The organism is Micromonospora fiedleri (assembly GCF_016774385.1).
Taxonomy (GTDB): domain Bacteria; phylum Actinomycetota; class Actinomycetes; order Mycobacteriales; family Micromonosporaceae; genus Micromonospora; species Micromonospora gifhornensis.
The window spans coordinates 326,606-342,099 of record NZ_JAETXL010000002.1 but is presented as its reverse complement, the minus strand read 5'-3'; the positions used below and the strand labels follow the sequence as shown (position 1 = coordinate 342,099).

General features: G+C 70.7%; 13 protein-coding genes. 9 read left to right on the top strand and 4 right to left on the bottom strand.

The window, feature by feature from the left end:
- Nucleotides 1-85 precede the first annotated feature (85 nt).
- Together JMF97_RS05550 and JMF97_RS05545 are read left to right on the top strand one after the other, a co-directional pair.
- On the top strand, nucleotides 86-895 hold the full coding sequence (locus JMF97_RS05550) for a TerC family protein (protein ID WP_203220532.1): 810 nt from the start codon (nucleotides 86-88) through the stop codon (nucleotides 893-895).
- A 225-nt stretch (nucleotides 896-1,120) separates the two neighbouring features.
- A complete protein-coding gene (locus JMF97_RS05545) occupies nucleotides 1,121-2,011 on the top strand; it encodes an esterase/lipase family protein (RefSeq protein ID WP_203220531.1) in 891 nt (296 codons plus the stop codon).
- A 273-nt stretch (nucleotides 2,012-2,284) separates the two neighbouring features.
- Here the strand turns inward: JMF97_RS05545 and JMF97_RS05540 are convergent, their stop codons facing one another.
- Nucleotides 2,285-3,157 carry an aldo/keto reductase gene (locus tag JMF97_RS05540; RefSeq protein ID WP_203220530.1) on the bottom strand — a complete coding sequence of 291 codons (873 nt, stop codon included), beginning with the start codon at nucleotides 3,155-3,157 and terminating at the stop codon, nucleotides 2,285-2,287.
- Between the two features lie 194 nt (nucleotides 3,158-3,351).
- Here JMF97_RS05540 and JMF97_RS05535 point away from each other — a divergent pair, with 194 nt between their 5' ends.
- The 5 genes from JMF97_RS05535 (at nucleotide 3,352) to JMF97_RS05515 (ending at nucleotide 8,469) form a co-directional block, all read left to right on the top strand.
- Entirely contained in the window at nucleotides 3,352-3,720 is a 369-nt protein-coding gene (locus JMF97_RS05535; RefSeq protein ID WP_013735016.1) for a YciI family protein, read from the top strand.
- A 243-nt stretch (nucleotides 3,721-3,963) separates the two neighbouring features.
- Nucleotides 3,964-5,412: a pyruvate kinase gene (pyk, locus tag JMF97_RS05530; protein ID WP_043721498.1), complete on the top strand. Its 1,449-nt coding sequence runs from the start codon at nucleotides 3,964-3,966 to the stop codon at nucleotides 5,410-5,412.
- A complete protein-coding gene (locus JMF97_RS05525; RefSeq protein WP_013735014.1) occupies nucleotides 5,409-6,293 on the top strand; it encodes an acyl-CoA thioesterase in 885 nt (294 codons plus the stop codon). Before pyk ends, JMF97_RS05525 begins: the two co-directional genes overlap by 4 nt.
- Before the next feature lie 84 nt (nucleotides 6,294-6,377).
- Nucleotides 6,378-6,839, top strand: a complete 462-nt coding sequence (locus JMF97_RS05520; protein ID WP_013735013.1) for an RrF2 family transcriptional regulator — start codon at nucleotides 6,378-6,380, stop codon at nucleotides 6,837-6,839.
- A 667-nt stretch (nucleotides 6,840-7,506) separates the two neighbouring features.
- Nucleotides 7,507-8,469, top strand: a complete 963-nt coding sequence (locus JMF97_RS05515) for a sulfite exporter TauE/SafE family protein (protein ID WP_203220529.1) — start codon at nucleotides 7,507-7,509, stop codon at nucleotides 8,467-8,469.
- A gap of 24 nt (nucleotides 8,470-8,493) precedes the next feature.
- Here the strand turns inward: JMF97_RS05515 and JMF97_RS05510 are convergent, their stop codons facing one another.
- On the bottom strand, nucleotides 8,494-9,921 hold the full coding sequence (locus JMF97_RS05510; protein WP_307816778.1) for a pyridoxal-dependent decarboxylase: 1,428 nt from the start codon (nucleotides 9,919-9,921) through the stop codon (nucleotides 8,494-8,496).
- 212 nt (nucleotides 9,922-10,133) lie between these two features.
- Between JMF97_RS05510 and JMF97_RS05505 the strand changes: the two genes are divergently transcribed.
- Nucleotides 10,134-12,413: a rhamnogalacturonan lyase family protein gene (locus JMF97_RS05505; protein WP_203220528.1), complete on the top strand. Its 2,280-nt coding sequence runs from the start codon at nucleotides 10,134-10,136 to the stop codon at nucleotides 12,411-12,413.
- A 274-nt stretch (nucleotides 12,414-12,687) separates the two neighbouring features.
- Here JMF97_RS05505 and JMF97_RS05500 read toward each other — a convergent pair whose 3' ends face one another.
- Nucleotides 12,688-13,692: an LLM class flavin-dependent oxidoreductase gene (locus JMF97_RS05500; RefSeq protein WP_203220527.1), complete on the bottom strand. Its 1,005-nt coding sequence runs from the start codon at nucleotides 13,690-13,692 to the stop codon at nucleotides 12,688-12,690.
- 55 nt (nucleotides 13,693-13,747) lie between these two features.
- Nucleotides 13,748-14,227 (bottom strand): Lrp/AsnC family transcriptional regulator, encoded by a 480-nt coding sequence (locus JMF97_RS05495; RefSeq protein ID WP_203220526.1) that lies wholly within the window; start codon nucleotides 14,225-14,227, stop codon nucleotides 13,748-13,750.
- A 101-nt stretch (nucleotides 14,228-14,328) separates the two neighbouring features.
- On the opposite strand from JMF97_RS05495, the gene JMF97_RS05490 reads away from it, so the two are divergent.
- Nucleotides 14,329-15,486 carry a trans-sulfuration enzyme family protein gene (locus tag JMF97_RS05490; protein WP_203220525.1) on the top strand — a complete coding sequence of 386 codons (1,158 nt, stop codon included), beginning with the start codon at nucleotides 14,329-14,331 and terminating at the stop codon, nucleotides 15,484-15,486.
- Nucleotides 15,487-15,494: the final 8 nt, after the last annotated feature.

Genomic DNA, 15,494 nt, shown 5'->3' with positions numbered 1-15,494 from the left:
GGAGTGACGCGGTACGCCATGCTTGCGCAGATCACCGATGGTTCCGGGTGCCCCGCCCGGCGGTGGTCTGAGAGTCGAGGATGGAATGGAATTCTTGACCAGTCCCGAGCTATGGATCGCGTTCGCGACCCTGCTCCTGCTGGAGATCGTGCTGGGCATCGACAACGTCGTGTTCATCTCGATCCTGTCCGGCCGGCTACCCGAGCATCAACAGGCCCGAGCCCGTACGATCGGCATCTCGCTGGCCCTGGTCACGCGGCTGCTGCTGCTCGCCTCGCTGTCCTGGATCATCGGGTTGACCGCGCCCCTGTTCACCGTGCTCGGGCAGGAGATCTCCGGGCGGGATCTGATCCTGTTGCTCGGCGGCTTGTTCCTGGTCGGTAAGGCGACGTACGAGATCCATGAGCACCTGGAGGGCTCCGACCATGGCCGGTCGAACAAGAAGGTCGTGTCCTTCAGCGCGGTCATCGCGCAGATCCTGGTGCTGGACATCGTCTTCTCGCTGGACTCGGTGATCACGGCAGTCGGCATGGTCGACGAACTGGCCATCATGATCGCCGCCGTGGTGATCGCGATGATCATCATGCTGGTCTCAGCCGCGGCGGTCAGCAACTTCGTTAACCAGCACCCGACGGTGAAGATGCTGGCCCTGTCGTTCCTGCTGATCATCGGTGCGAGCCTGATCGCGGAGAGCTTCGACCAGCACATCCCGAAGGGCTACGTGTACGGGCCGATCGCCTTCTCCATCTTCGTGGAGTTCCTCAACCTGCGGGTACGGGCGCGGCAGCGCCGCGAGCGGGAGACGAAGCCGGTGCAGTTGCACCCGACGTACGTCAAGAACAGCCCGGCGCGGCCCGACCCCGAGCCCGAGCCGGAGGTGACCCCCGCCGGCTGAGTCTGCCCCGCGACCGTGCGCCGCCCGTACCCCGGTGGGTACGGGCGGCGTCTGTCGTGTATGGACAGTCGGCATCCTGGATGCCTGGTGAGGGTTGAGCTACCCGGGCGTAACTTTTCATTGACGTTTCTAGATTGTGACGGGATCATCATTGCACGGTCGATCGGACACACCCCCCACCCTTGCCCCGGCAACCCCGGGGCTCTCCCCTTGGGAGGTGCAGCGATGCTGCTCCGAAAGGCTGTCCCCGTCCTCGCGTTGACCCTCGCCGCCGTCCTGTCGGCACCTCCTGCCTCGGCCGCCGTGACCTCGGCCGCTGCGGTGGCTGCCGAAGCGCCGGCCAGCAACGTCGCCGTGACCTCCGGCCCATCGGTGGCCGCCAAAACGCCGGCCGGCACTGCCGCAGCCGAGGTGTCGGTCGCCAGCGCGGCCGGTGACGGGCTCGGTGCGCTCGCCGGTGCCAACCCGGTGATCGTGGTCGGTGGGCTCAGCGGCATCGCCGCGGTGTATCAGCCGCTGGCTGCCCGGCTGCGCGCCGACGGCTACCGGGTCTGGGTCTACGAGTTGCCCAATCTCGGGCTCGGCGACATCGCCGCTTCCGCCGGCAGCCTGCGCACCTTCGTCGGAAAGGTCCGCGCCAGCACCGGCGCAGCCAAGATCGACCTGGTCGCCCATTCCGAGGGTGGCCTGGTCAGCCGGTACTACATCAAGAACCTGGGCGGCGGCGACACCATCGGTCGCTACGTCAGCCTCGGCACACCCCAGTACGGCACCTACGTCGCCAACATGCTGGCGTTCCTCGGCCTGGGCAGTTGCGCCGGAATCGTCGCCTGCCAGCAGATGACCATCGGTTCGTCGTTCCTTGCCGCGCTCAACGCGGGTGACGACACTCCGGGCTCGGTCCGCTGGACCACCGTACGCACCTGGCAGGACGAACTCGTCCGCCCGGTCGACAACGCCACGCTGGCCGACGGCGCGACGAACGTCCTCATCCAGGCCAAGTGCCCCCTACGCGTGGTAGGTCACCTCGCCCTGGTCGTGGACGGCACCACGTACTCGATCATCCGCCAAGCCCTCCGCGACCACCCCATCAACCCCTCCTGCCTAGCCCTCTAGCCCTTCACCCACCCCACCCCCGCCCCGCACCCTCGTCGCACCGCCCCCACCCTCATAGCCGCCCCCGCCCACTCGCCCCGCCCACTCGCCCCGCCCACTCGCCTGTCGATCTTGCACTTATTGACGGGACATAAAGGTGCATAGGGCTTATTTAGGCGACCAAAAGTGCAAGATCGCGGGGCTGGGGCGAGGCGGGGCTGGGGCGAGGCGGGCCGGGGACGGGGCGGGTCGGGGGCGGGGTGGTGCAGGGTGGGGCTGGGGTGGGGAAGGGGGTTAGGCGGCGGTGGAGAGGGTTTTGTACTCGGTGTCGGTCAGGGTTACCTGGGCGGCGGCGACGTTTTCCTCGAGGTGGGCTACCGAGGAGGTGCCGGGGATGGGGAGCATGACGGGAGAGCGGCGCAGCAGCCAGGCGAGGGCGAGCTGGGCGGGGGTGGCGCCGTGCTCGGTGGAGATCGCGTCCAGCGGGCCGCCGGGGCGGGCCAGTTCGCCGGTGGCGATCGGGTACCACGGGATGAAGGCGATGTCGTTGTTCTCGCAGTAGGTGACGACGTCCTCGGCCTTGCGGTTGACCAGGTTGTAGAGGTTCTGCACGGAGGCGATCGGCGCGATCTGGCGGGCCGCCTCGATCTGCTCGACGGTCACCTCGGACAGGCCGATGTGCCGGATCTTGCCCTCGTTCTTGAGCAGCACCAGCTCGCCGAGTTGGTCGGCCAGCGGCACCTTCGCGTCGATGCGGTGCAGCTGGTAGAGCCCGATGCTCTCCAGGCCCAGGTGGCGCAGGCTCAGCTCGCACTGCTGCCGCAGATACTCCGGCCGACCGAGGGGACGCCAGTCACCCGGGCCGCTGCGCGACAGGCCGGCCTTCGTCGCGATGACCAGATCATCGGCGTACGGGTGCAACGCCTCCTTGATCAGCAGTTCGGAGACGAACGGCCCGTACGAGTCGGCGGTGTCGATGAACGTCACGCCCAGCTCGTACGCCCGGCGCAGGACCCGTACCGCCTCGGCCGGGTCCTTCGGGTCGCCCCAGACGCCCGGGCCGGTGATCTGCATTGCCCCGTATCCGAGCCGGTCGACGGTCAGGTCACCGCCGATCCGGTAGGTGCCGGCGGCCTTGGCGGGTCGAGTGTCAGCATTGCTCGCCATGTCATTCCCATCGCGTCGATCGTCCTCGTCGGCCAATCTAGTCGTCATTGCTGCTCCCTGCTCCGATCGCGACACCATCGTGGTGCGCCCCGGATCTGCTGAGCGCCCGGTGTGGCCTGCCGGTTCATGGAAGGCTGGACGGTACCGCCGCGCGTGCCGCCGTCGGGCGCGGACGGGCCGCGAAAGGGAGCGTCATGACCGCAGAGCCGAACCTCGACTTCGCGCTTGACACGTACGAGTGCGTCGTGCTTTATCCCGGCACGGCCGGACGGGCGCTGCCCGCCGAGACCATCCAGCGGTTGCAGGCCGAGCACGCCGAACACATGCAGGCGCTCCAGCGGCGGGGGATCATCCTGGTGGCCGGAGCGGTCGACGGCAACGAGGCCCGGGAACCGGACCCGCCGCTGGGCTTCGGTCTGGCCCGCACCGGTTCGGTCGACGACGTGCGCAGCGTGATGGACGCCGACCCGGCGGTGCAGGCCGGGCTCTACCGGGTGGACGTGATGACCTTCCTCTGCCCGGCCGGTTCGCTCGAGTTTCCGCTGGCCAAGACGGAAAGCTGAACCGCAGCGGGGGCTGACCTTCGGCAATCGTGCGGTCACGAGCGGTTGGCGGAGCGGAGCGGCTCGGCGCACCCTGGCATGGGAGGCGTACCATTCCCGGCGCGCGGTCGCTGATGCCCGCCATCGACGTTCCGGCGTGGCTACGCCCGCCGGCAGCGCGCGTACGTCGCGCGCCGTTGGACAATTGTTCCGCTTTGCGCAAGGGGTCGGCCCGTGGTCCGACCCGGAGGAGAGACTAGCCTGATGGGCGTGACACGCCGCGCGAAGATCGTTTGCACTCTTGGTCCTGCCACCTCGTCGCCCGAGCGCATCCGTGGGCTCGTCGAGGCCGGTATGAACGTGGCGAGGCTGAACTTCAGCCACGGCAGCCACGCCGATCACGAGGCGGTCTACCACCTGGTCCGCGAGGCATCGGAGGCCACCGGCAAGCCGGTGGCGATCCTGGCCGACCTGCAAGGGCCGAAGATCCGGCTGGGCCGCTTCGCCGACGGCCCGCACGAGTGGCGCACCGGCGACTCCGTGGTGATCACCGGAGACGACGTCGTGGGTAGCAAGGAGCGGGTCTCCTGCACCTACCGCAAGCTCCCGCAGGAGGTCAAGCCCGGTGACCGGCTGCTGATCGACGACGGCCGGGTGGCCGTCGAGGTCACCGACGTCACCGGCAACGACATCCGGGTGCTGGTCACCGAGGGCGGGCCGGTCAGCAACAACAAGGGCGTCTCGCTGCCCAACGTGGCGGTCAGCGTGCCGGCCCTATCGGACAAGGACGCCGACGATCTGCGCTTCGCGCTCGGCCTCGGCGTCGACCTGGTCGCGCTCTCCTTCGTCCGCTCCGCCGAAGACATCAAGCTCTGCCACGCGATCATGAACGAGGTCGGCGTACACCGGCCGGTGCTGGCCAAGGTCGAGAAGCCGGAGGCGGTCGACCACCTGGAGGCCATCGTGCTGGCCTTCGACGGGGTGATGGTCGCCCGCGGTGACCTCGGCGTGGAGTTGCCGCTGGACGAGGTGCCGCTGGTGCAGAAGCGCGCCGTGCAGCTGTGCCGGGAGAACGCCAAGCCGGTCATCGTGGCCACCCAGATGCTCGACTCGATGATCGAGAATTCGCGGCCCACCCGCGCCGAGGCCTCCGACGTCGCCAACGCGGTGCTCGACGGTGCCGACGCGGTGATGCTCTCCGGCGAGACCAGCGTGGGCAAGTACCCGGTGCTCACCGTCAGCACCATGGCCAAGATCGTCAGCACCACCGAGTCGGGCTCGATCGCCGTCCCCCGCCTCCAGCACGACCCGCGTACGCACGGTGGCGCCCTCACCGTCGCCGCGTCCTCGATCGCCCGGGCCATCGGCGCCAAGGCGCTTGTCGCCTTCTCGCAGACCGGCGACACCGTGCGCCGGCTCAGCCGACTGCACTGCGACCTGCCGCTGCTGGCCTTCACTCCGGTTCCGGAGGTACGCAGCCAGCTCGCCCTCTGCTGGGGTGTGGAGACCTTCCTGATGCCGTTCGTGCAGCACACCGACGACATGTTCCGGCAGGTCGACCAGGCGCTGCTCGGCCTCAACCGGGCCACCCCGGGCGACTACGTGGTGATCGTGGCGGGCAGCCCGCCCGGCACCCCCGGCTCCACCAACACCCTGCGGGTGCACCAGCTCGGTTCGCTTGTCGACGCCGCCTCGGCGCGGGCCCTGCAGTGACCGACGACCAGGTGCTCGTCGGTCAGGCCGCCGTCGACCAGCTGCTGGAGGTCCTCGACCTGGTGCCGACCGGCACCAGGTCGTTCCGGGGGATGAGCCCCCCGGTCGGACCCCAGCGGGTGTACGGCGGACAGGTCGCCGGCCAGGCCCTGGTCGCTGCCGGCCGCACCGTCGACCCGGAGCGGGTGGTCCACTCGCTGCACGGCTACTTCGTACGCCCCGGTGACCCGGTCGAGCCGATCGAGTACGAGGTGGAGAGCATCCGGGACGGACGGTCCTTCTCGGTACGCCGCTCGGTGGCGCTGCAACACGGCGAGCCGATCTTCTTCATGTCGGCGTCGTTCCAGCGCCCCGAGGAGGGGCTGGACCACCACGCCCCTGTCCCGCCGGACGTGCCCGCGCCCGACCAGGTGCCCACCATGTCCGACCGGCTGGCCCGCTACCCGGAACGCCTCGGCGTCTGGGGGCAGATCCCCCGGCCCATCGACGTACGCTACGTCGGCGAGCCCGGCTGGGTACGCCCCGGCGACCGCCCCGCGGACCCGCACCAGCGGGTGTGGATGCGCATCGACGGCAAGCTTCCCGACGATCCGCTGCTGCACGCCTGCGCCCTCACCTACGCCTCCGACCTCACCCTGCTCGACTCGGTGCTCTCGGTGCACGGCGAGGTGTGGGGCCCCGGCGGGGTGGTCGGTGCCAGCCTCGACCACGCGGTGTGGTTCCACCGGCCGTTCCGCGCCGACGAGTGGTTCCTCTACGACTGCTGGAGCCCGTCGGCCTCCGGCGCCCGGGGCCTGGCCACCGGCAGGTTGTTCACCATCGACGGACGGCACATCGCCAGCGTCGTCCAAGAGGGACTGCTGCGCCGCGTCGGCGCCTGATCCGGCGGCCGTACCATCCGGGTCAGCCGATCGGTGCAGGGGTGATCGTCCGGGTGGAGCCGCGGGCCGACTAACCTGTCGGGCATGCGACTCTCCGCCCGGGTGGACTACGCCCTTCGAGCGGTCACCGAGCTGGCCTCGGTGACCGGGGCCGGGCGTGGCCGTCCGGTGACCGCCGACCAGATCGCCCGCGCCCAGGACATCCCACCGAAGTTCCTGGAGAGCATCCTGCTGCAACTGCGCCGCGGCGGCATCATGCAAGCTCAGCGGGGCCCCGAAGGCGGCTACTGGCTGGCTCGACCCGCCGAGGAGATCTCCCTGGCCGACGTGATCCGGGTGATCGACGGCCCGCTGGCCCACATTCGGGGCCAACGGCCCGAGCAACTCGGCTACCAGGGTGCCGCCCGGGCGTTGCAGGACGTCTGGATCGCGCTACGCGCCAACGAACGCCAGATCCTCGAACTGGTCACCGTCGCCGACGTGGCGCAGGGCACGCTGCCCGAGCAGGTCACCAAGCTGGTCTCCGACCCCCGAGCCTGGACCTGACCGCCACTCCTGGACCTCTCACGCCCGCTCCTGGACCTGCCCGCGGCGCGTGCATCGGTGAGGTCCGGCGTCGCGGTGGATGAGGAAGCTGGACCCGACGGCGCGCGGGCTGGTCTGCCCTGATTCCGGGTGGCGTCGGTTCCGGTTTCCGGCTTATCGACCACACGCCCGCTCCTGGACCCGGCACCCGCTCCTGGGCTGGCTGCCCGCCTTCGCCTGGCTCCAGCCGCCGGGCCCACCGGTAACCCGCGAAATGCGGGCGTCCCCCACAACGCGCGCTCCCACTCGGCCGCGCAGGCAGAGGTACCCCTCGGCCCCTTTGCTCTGCTTCAACCGACGCACCGGTTTCGGCACCGAATCAGTGCGTGGGTTGAAGCAGAGCAAAGGGCCCTAGATGGAGAGCGGCGCCCAGGTGGGCAAGGGGTGGCTCGGGGTGGGCGAGCGGTGGCTCGGGTGAGGGAGCGGCGCCCAGGTGGACAAGCGATGGCTCGGGTGAGGGAGGAGCCGCTCAGATGGGGGAGCGGTGGCTCAGGTGGGGAGGGGGTTGAGGTGGGGGAGCGGGTGAGGGTGTCGTCTCATTGACTGATCGGGGGGTTGACCGCGGGCCCTTCAATGCCGCATTGTCGACCAAGTTGATAGGAGTTGCCGAAAAGTTGGGGGGGCGGCCGTGCGCAAGCTGCTGGTCATCGCGCTCGTCGGGCTTGCCGCCCAACTGGTCGACGGGGCACTCGGCATGGCGTACGGGCTGACCTCCTCCACGTTGCTGCTCCTGGTGGGGGTTGCGCCGGCTGCCGCGTCCGCCTCGGTGCACCTGGCCGAGATCGGCACCACGCTCGCCGCCGGCACCGCCCACTGGCGGTTCGGCAACGTCGACTGGCGAGTGGTGACCCGCATCGCCATCCCCGGCGCGGTCGGTGCGTTCGCGGGTGCCACCTTCCTCAGTTCGCTCTCCACCGAGGCGGCCGCCCCGTGGATGGCTGCGATCCTGTTCACGCTCGGGGCGTACCTGCTGGTGCGTTTTTCCCGGCCGTTGCGTCGCAACCCGGCGGCCGGGCGGCTGCGTGGGCGGTTCCTCGGGCCGCTTGGGCTGGTCGCCGGGTTCGTCGATGCCACCGGCGGCGGCGGATGGGGGCCGGTCGCCACGCCGGCCCTGCTGGTCAGTGGGCGGATGGAGCCGCGCAAGGTGATCGGGTCGGTGGACACTTCCGAGTTCCTCGTCGCGGTCTCGGCCAGCCTCGGCTTCCTCATCGGCCTGGGCACCGAGGGGTTCCTGCTGCCGATCGTGCTCGCCCTGCTCATCGGTGGTCTGATCGCCGCACCGATCGCCGCCTGGCTGGTGCGCATCGTGCCCGCCCAGATGCTCGGCGCGGCCGTCGGTGGCGTGATCGTGTTGACCAACGCCCGCATCCTCATGCGTACCGCCGAGCTGGAGGGCTCACTGCCGGTGCTGGTCTACGTGCTCCTTGCGGCCGGCTGGGTCACCGCCCTGGTGCTGGCGGTGCGGCTGGTGCTGCGGGCCCGCCGTCAGCGGGCAACCGCCGAAGCAGCCAGCGCCGCCGGCGCCGACGACGCTGACTCGGGCGCGGCAGGGGCCAAGGAGGTCACCGCCCTCTCCGGTGCCGATCGCTGAGCGAAGCTTCGTCCACCGTGGACGTCAGTCGGGCAGGGCCGCCGCCTGCGAAATCAGCTCCCACGCCTCGTCGACATGGGTCTCGGTGGTCTGCGGCGCGCCGACCGCCAGGCGTAGCGTGTGCTTGCCGGCCACCCGGGTGTGCGTCAGGTAGACCCGGCCGGTGCTGTTGACCGCCGCCAGCAGGCGTTCGTTCGGCCCGTCCGGGCCGCGCAACCGGAAACACACCAGGCTGTACGGGTGCGAGGCCATCAGTTCGAACCGGTCGTCGGCGCGTACCCGGTCGGCGAACCGGGCGGCCAGTGCTACCCCGCTCCGGATGTGCGCGCGCAGGCCTTCGATGCCGTACCAGCGCAGCACGAACCACAGTTTCAGGGCACGGAACCGGCGTCCCAGCGGCACCTGCCAGTCCCGGTAGTCGATCACCACGCCGGATTCGGTGGCGGCGTTGCGCAGGTACTCCGGCAGGACGGTCAGCGCCTGCACCAGTTCGGCGGCGTCGGCCACCCAGAAGGCGTCGCAGTCGAAGCCGGTGAGCAGCCACTTGTGCGGGTCGAAGCAGTAGGAGTCGGCGTACTCCAGGCCGGCGTGGCCGAACCGCAGCTCCGGGCAGATCGCCGCCGCCCCGGCGTACGCGGCGTCGACGTGCAGGAACACCTGGTGTTCGGCGCAGATCGGGCCGATCTGCGGCAGGGGGTCGATCGCCGTGGTGGAGGTGGTGCCGACGGTCGCCACCACCAGGGCCGGCACCACCCCGGCGGCCCGGTCCGCCTCGATCGCCGCCCGCAGTGCCGCCGGTGACATGGCCCGGGTGACCGGATCCACCTCGATCAGCCGTACCCCGTCCACGCCCAGCCCGGCGATCCGGGCCGCCTTCTCGATCGACGAGTGCGCCTCGGTCGACGCGTACACCCGGTAGCGGCGGTCGACGCCCACCTCGCGCCACCGCCCGCCGCCGGCCCGGTGCAGAGCGACCAGGGTGGCGACAAGCGTGGCCGACGAGGCCGAGTCCTGGATGACCCCGCCGCCGGGGCCGGTGGAGCGGAACCGGGCCGGCAGGTCCAACGCCTGGGCCAGCCAGTCGAGCATCACCGTCTCCAGCTCGGTGCAGGCCGGTCCGGTGGCCCAGAGCATGCCCTGTACGCCGAGACCCGCGCTGACCAGGTCACCCAGCACACTGGGACCGCTGGTGTTGGCCGGGAAGTACCCGAAGAAGCCCGGATGCTGCCAGTGGGTCAACCCGGGTGCGACCAGCTTGTCCAGGTCGGCGAGGACGGACTCGACGGGTTCGCCCTCAGCCGGGGGAGCGGTCGGCAGCCCGGCCGCCACCGCGCCGGGCCGGTCCTGGGAGGTCACCGGGCGCTCGGGAAGGGTGGCCCAGTAGTCGGCGATCCAGTCGACGACCGCGTACCCGGCCTGACGGAACTCCTCCGGTGTCATGTGCGCTGCCACGGGGGAAGTTGACCAAAAGGGCTGGCCCGGGGGCAAGCTGTGGCCGACCGATTGTGTGCCGAAAACGCGTGCCCTAGCATCGCAGCTGCGCGGGAACCAAATTACCGACGTCGATGCGTCGGGATCTCTGCCGCCAGCGCGGCACCCGCCGGCAACGGGCACGCCGGCGAAGCCACCACTGCCGCGCGCCCGACCTCCACCGGAGGACCTTCATGCCCCGCACCATCCGTCGGGTCATCGTGCTCGCCACCGCCACGGCAACCACCCTCGCCGCCGGCGTACTGACCACCCTGACCGCCTCGGCCGCCGCCACCGGCTGCCGGGTCGACTACCGCATCACCAACCAGTGGGGCGGCGGCTTCGGCGCCGACGTCACCGTCACCAACCTCGGTGATCCGCTCAACGGCTGGACGCTCACCTGGGCCTGGCCCGCCGCCGGCCAGCAGGTCACCCAGGCGTGGAACGCCACCGTCAGCCAGTCCGGCGCGCAGGTCAGCGCCCGCAACGTCGACTACAACGCCACGATCGGCACCAACGCCAGCACCGGCTTCGGGTTCAACGGCTCGTGGACCGGCACCAACCCGGTACCCACCAGCTTCGCCCTCAACGGCACGACCTGCACCGGTGCCACCAGCCCGACCACCCCGCCGCCGACGACCCCACCGCCCACCACTCCGCCGCCCACGACTCCGCCTCCGACCACTCCACCACCGACCACTCCGCCGCCGCCGACTCCACCGCCCGGGTCGATGCAGGCGGAGAACCTGGACCGAGGGCTGGTGAGTGTCCGGTCCGGGTCGGCCAACCTGGTCTCCTGGCGGCTGCTGGGCACCGAGACCACCGGGGTGGCGTTCAACCTCTACCGGGGCGGCACCCGGGTGAACGCCAGCCCGATCACCGGGGCCACCAACTACCTGGACAGCGGGGCCGCCGCCGGTGCCTCGTACACCGTGCGGGCCGTGGTGGGCGGCGTCGAACAGGCCGACTCCGCCCCGGCGGTGCAGTTCCCGGCCGGCTACCTCGACGTACCGTTGCAGGTTCCGCCGGGCGGCACCACGCCCAGCGGTGAGGCGTACAGCTACTCGGCCAACGACGCCAGCGTCGGCGACCTCGACGGCGACGGCCGGTACGAGTTCGTGCTCAAGTGGGAGCCGTCCAACGCCAAGGACAACTCGCAGTCCGGCTACACCGGCAACGTCTACGTCGACGCGTACACCCTCACCGGCACCCGGCTGTGGCGCATCGACCTGGGTCGCAACATCCGGGCCGGCGCCCACTACACCCAGTTCCAGGTGTACGACTACGACGGTGACGGCCGCGCCGAAGTGGCCATGAAGACCGCCGACGGCACCCGCTCCGGCACCGGACAGGTGATCGGCAACTCCGGCGCCGACCACCGCAACTCCAGCGGCTACGTGCTCGCCGGCCCGGAGTACCTGACCATGTTCGACGGCCGTACCGGTGCCGCCCTCTCCACCGTCAACTACGACCCGCCCCGCGGCACCGTCTCCTCCTGGGGCGACTCGTACGGCAACCGGGTCGACCGGTTCCTCGCCGCCACCGCCTACCTCGACGGCCAACGCCCCTCACTGATCATGGCCCGGGGCTACTACACCCGCGCGGTCATCGCCGCCTGGGACTTCCGCAACGGCAGTCTCACCAAGCGGTGGACCTTCGACTCCAACGCCAGCGGCAACGGCGCCGCCGCCGGGCAGGGCAACCACAACCTGTCCGTCGCCGACGTCGACGCAGACGGCCGACAGGAGATCGTCTACGGTGCCGCCACCATCGACGACAACGGTCGACTACTGCACTCCACCGCCACCGGCCACGGCGACGCCATGCACGTCGGTGACCTCGACCCGACCCGCGCCGGCCTGGAAGTCTTCAAGGTCAACGAGGACGGCAGCAAGCCCAGCTCCTACCTCGCCGACGCCCGCACCGGGCAGCTCATCTGGTCCACCCCGGCCAGCGGGGACAACGGCCGGGGAGTCTCCGGCGACATCTGGGCCGGCAGCCCCGGCGCCGAATCCTGGTCGTCGGCGGTCAGCGGCCTGAGCAACACCCGAGGCCAGAACGTCGGCCGCAAACCCTCCTCGACCAACTTCCTGATCTGGTGGGACGGCGACCCGGTACGCGAACTGCTCGACGCCACCCGCATCGACAAGTACGGCCCCAACGGCGACACCCGCCTGCTCACCGGCGCCGACGTGGCCTCGAACAACGGCACCAAGGCCACCCCCGCGCTGTCCGCCGACATCCTCGGCGACTGGCGGGAAGAGGTCGTCTGGCGCACCAGCGACAGCCGGGCGCTGCGGATCTACAGCACACCCACCCCGACGAGCACCCGCATCCACACCCTGATGCACGACCTGCAGTACCGGGTCGCCGTCGCCTGGCAGAACACCGCCTACAACCAGCCGCCGCACCCGAGCTTCTTCCTCGGCGACGGGATGGCCGTTCCGCCCGCCCCGCGCATCTACCTGCGCTGACGCCGGAAAGCTGAGGCCTGAGAAAGGGACAGGCACCGGGCCGCAATCGCGGAATCCGCTCAACTGCGGCCCGGTGCCCCACACCGCGGCACCCCCGACCCGTCCCGACCGGAGAGTGCCGTACCACCACCGGATATGAATCTAAGCGCACTCCGCGTCGCGGGGGTGACGCTCCCATGAAGATCGTGTTTCACGGCACAGAACCGCTGTGACCTGGGCCACCACACCCGGGCCGCCAGACCTGCCGGCCCGCGCCCCACACCTGTGCCTTCACTCAGCGTCGCAGGCCCCCGGCGACCCGCTCGGCGATCAACTCGAACGAACGCACCCGGTCGTCGATGTCGTACACCATCGTGGTGAGCATCAACTCGTCCGCCCCGGTACGCGCCAGCAGGTCGCCCAACTGCCGGGCCACCGTCTCCGGCGAGCCGGTCGCCTGCCCCTCGCGCCGCTGCGCCACGAACTCCCGCTCCAGATCGGTGTACGGGTACGCCGCCGCCTCCTCGGGCGAGGCCAGCGGCTCCGGCCGCCCGGACCGCAACCGCAGGAACGACAACCCGGCCGGCCCCGCCAACCACTCGGCCCGCTCGTCGGTCTCCGCGCACACCGCGTTCACCGCCACCATCGCGTACGGCTGCTCCAGCCACCGCGACGGGCGGAAACTCTGCCGGTACAACGTCAACGCCGGCAGCGTGTGCTGCCCGCTGAAGTGATGCGCGAACGAGAACGGCAACCCCAACGCGCCGGCCAGCTGGGCGCTGAACCCGCTGGAACCCAACAGCCACACCGTCGGCCGCTGACCCCGCCCCGGCGAGGCCATGATCCGCCCCGAGCGGTCCTCGTCGAAGAAGTCCATCAGCGCGGCCAACTCCTGGGGGAACTTCTCCGCCGACAGCCCTTCCATCGTCCGGCGCAACGCCAGCGCGGTCACCTGATCCGTACCCGGTGCCCGGCCGATGCCCAGGTCGATGCGGCCCGGATGCAGCGCGTCCAGGGTGCCGAACTGCTCGGCCACCACCAGCGGCGCGTGGTTGGGCAGCATCACCCCACCCGAACCCAGCCGGATCCGGCTGGTGTGTGCGGCCAGATGGGCGATCAGCACCGCCGGCGCCGACGAGGCGATCGCCGGCATGTTGTGGTGCTCGGCCACCCAGAACCGGTGATAGCCCAGTTCGTCGGTGCGCCGCGCCAACTCGGTGGTGTGCCGCAACGCCTCACCGGCGGAGGCGCCGGCGGCGACGGGGGCGAGGTCCAGAACAGAAAGCGGTACGTCGATCACAGCGGCTGCCAACCCGCGAGATGCCGGTTTTGTTCCCGCCGGGACCTGGACGTGATCAGCCCGACCCGCGCGCCTGCTCGAAGATCAGGCTGGTCTGGGTGTGCTGCACCGCCGGATCCACCGCCAGATGATCAAGCACGAAGTCCCGCAGCGCCTCGGCCGAGGCGGCCCGCACATGCAGCACGTAATCCTCCGCCCCCGCCACATGGAACACCGACACCACGCCCGGTAGCCGTACCGAACGGGCCCGGAAGGCGTCCACCGCCGCCCGCGCGTGCTCGGTCAGCCGTACCGACACCAGCGCCTGCAACGGCAGACCCAGCGCGGCCGGATCCACGTCCGCGTAGAACCCGCGGATCGCCCCGCTCTCCCGCAACGCCCGGGTACGCGCCAGACAGGTCGACGGGGCCACCCCCACCCGCTCGGCCAGGGCGTTGTTCGGCAGCCGCCCGTCGGCGGACAACTCCGTCAGGATCGCGCGGTCGGTGTCGTCGAGGCCGGTGAACGGCCGTAGAACATTCGATAGCGGGGGCATGAAGCGATCTTCCAACGAACAAGCGCGCACCGGGAAGGGGATATTACGAATTAGTTTCGGATCTGTTGCCAAGGATGCACCGGTCATTCGATCCTTGCCGCATGACGACCGTGGACACCCGAGCCGTGCACGCCGGCCGTGAAGACCTCACCCGCCTCGGCGTCCACGTGCCGCCCATCGACCTGTCGACCACCAACCCCCTGCCCTCGGTCGACGGCGGCGGCGACGCGTACGAGACACTCGCCACCGGCAACCCGCTACCCGCCGGCGCCAGCGCCGTCTACCAGCGGCTCTGGAACCCCACCGTGGCCCGCTTCGAAACCGCCCTCGCCGAACTGGAAGGCACCGCCGAGGCCGTCGCCTACGCCAGCGGCATGGCCGCCCTCACCGCCGCCGTACTCGCCGCCACCCGCGACGGCAGACGCCACCTGGTCGCCGTACGCCCCCTCTACGGCGGCACCGACCACATCCTGGCCACCGGCCTGCTCGGCACCGAGATCACCTGGGCCCGACCCGACCAGGTCGCCGCCGCCATCCGCCCGGACACCGCCCTGGTGATCGCCGAAACCCCGGCCAACCCCACCCTCGACCTGCTCGACATCGCCGCCCTGGCCGACGCCGCCGGAGACGTGCCGCTGCTGATCGACAACACCGTCGCCACCCCGATCCTCCAACAACCGGCCCGGCGCGGCGCCCGACTCGTGCTGCACAGCGCCACCAAGAGCATCGGCGGCCACGGCGACGTCCTCGCCGGAGTGGTCGCCTGCGACACCGAATGGGCCGCCCGACTGCGCCAGGTCCGCGCCGTCACCGGCGCCATCCTGCACCCCCTCGGCGGCTACCTGCTGCACCGTGGCCTGCAGACCCTGCCGCTGCGGGTCCGCGCCCAGCAGGCCGGTGCCGAGAAACTCGCCGCCTGGCTCAGCGAACACCCCGCCGTCACCCGGGTACACCACCCCGGCCTCGACGACCCCGCCGGGCTCGTCGGCCGGCAGATGTCCGGCCCCGGCAGCCTGCTCGCCTTCGAGGTACGCGGCGGCGCCCCCGCCGCCGCAGCCGTCGCCGGCGCCTGCCGGCTCATCACCCACGCGGTATCGCTCGGCGGAGTCGACACCCTCATCCAGCACCCGGCATCGCTGACCCACCGACCCGTCGAGGGCGACGCCAAACCCGCCGCCGCCCTGCTGCGCCTCTCCGTCGGCCTGGAGGACCCCGAGGACCTGCGCGAAGACCTGGCCCGGGCGCTCGCCGCAACCTGACGCTTTGC

Excerpts from the sequence above, each read along its gene's own strand:
- pyk (WP_043721498.1), top strand. The coding sequence starts at position 3,964 with ATGGGCGTGACACGCCGCGCGAAGATCGTTTGCACTCTTGGTCCTGCC.
- JMF97_RS05495 (WP_203220526.1), bottom strand. The coding sequence starts at position 14,227 with ATGCCCCCGCTATCGAATGTTCTACGGCCGTTCACCGGCCTCGACGAC.
- JMF97_RS05550 (WP_203220532.1), top strand. The coding sequence starts at position 86 with ATGGAATTCTTGACCAGTCCCGAGCTATGGATCGCGTTCGCGACCCTG.
- JMF97_RS05505 (WP_203220528.1), top strand. The coding sequence starts at position 10,134 with ATGCCCCGCACCATCCGTCGGGTCATCGTGCTCGCCACCGCCACGGCA.
- JMF97_RS05520 (WP_013735013.1), top strand. The coding sequence starts at position 6,378 with ATGCGACTCTCCGCCCGGGTGGACTACGCCCTTCGAGCGGTCACCGAG.
- JMF97_RS05540 (WP_203220530.1), bottom strand. The coding sequence starts at position 3,157 with ATGGCGAGCAATGCTGACACTCGACCCGCCAAGGCCGCCGGCACCTAC.
- JMF97_RS05490 (WP_203220525.1), top strand. The coding sequence starts at position 14,329 with ATGACGACCGTGGACACCCGAGCCGTGCACGCCGGCCGTGAAGACCTC.
- JMF97_RS05535 (WP_013735016.1), top strand. The coding sequence starts at position 3,352 with ATGACCGCAGAGCCGAACCTCGACTTCGCGCTTGACACGTACGAGTGC.
- JMF97_RS05545 (WP_203220531.1), top strand. The coding sequence starts at position 1,121 with ATGCTGCTCCGAAAGGCTGTCCCCGTCCTCGCGTTGACCCTCGCCGCC.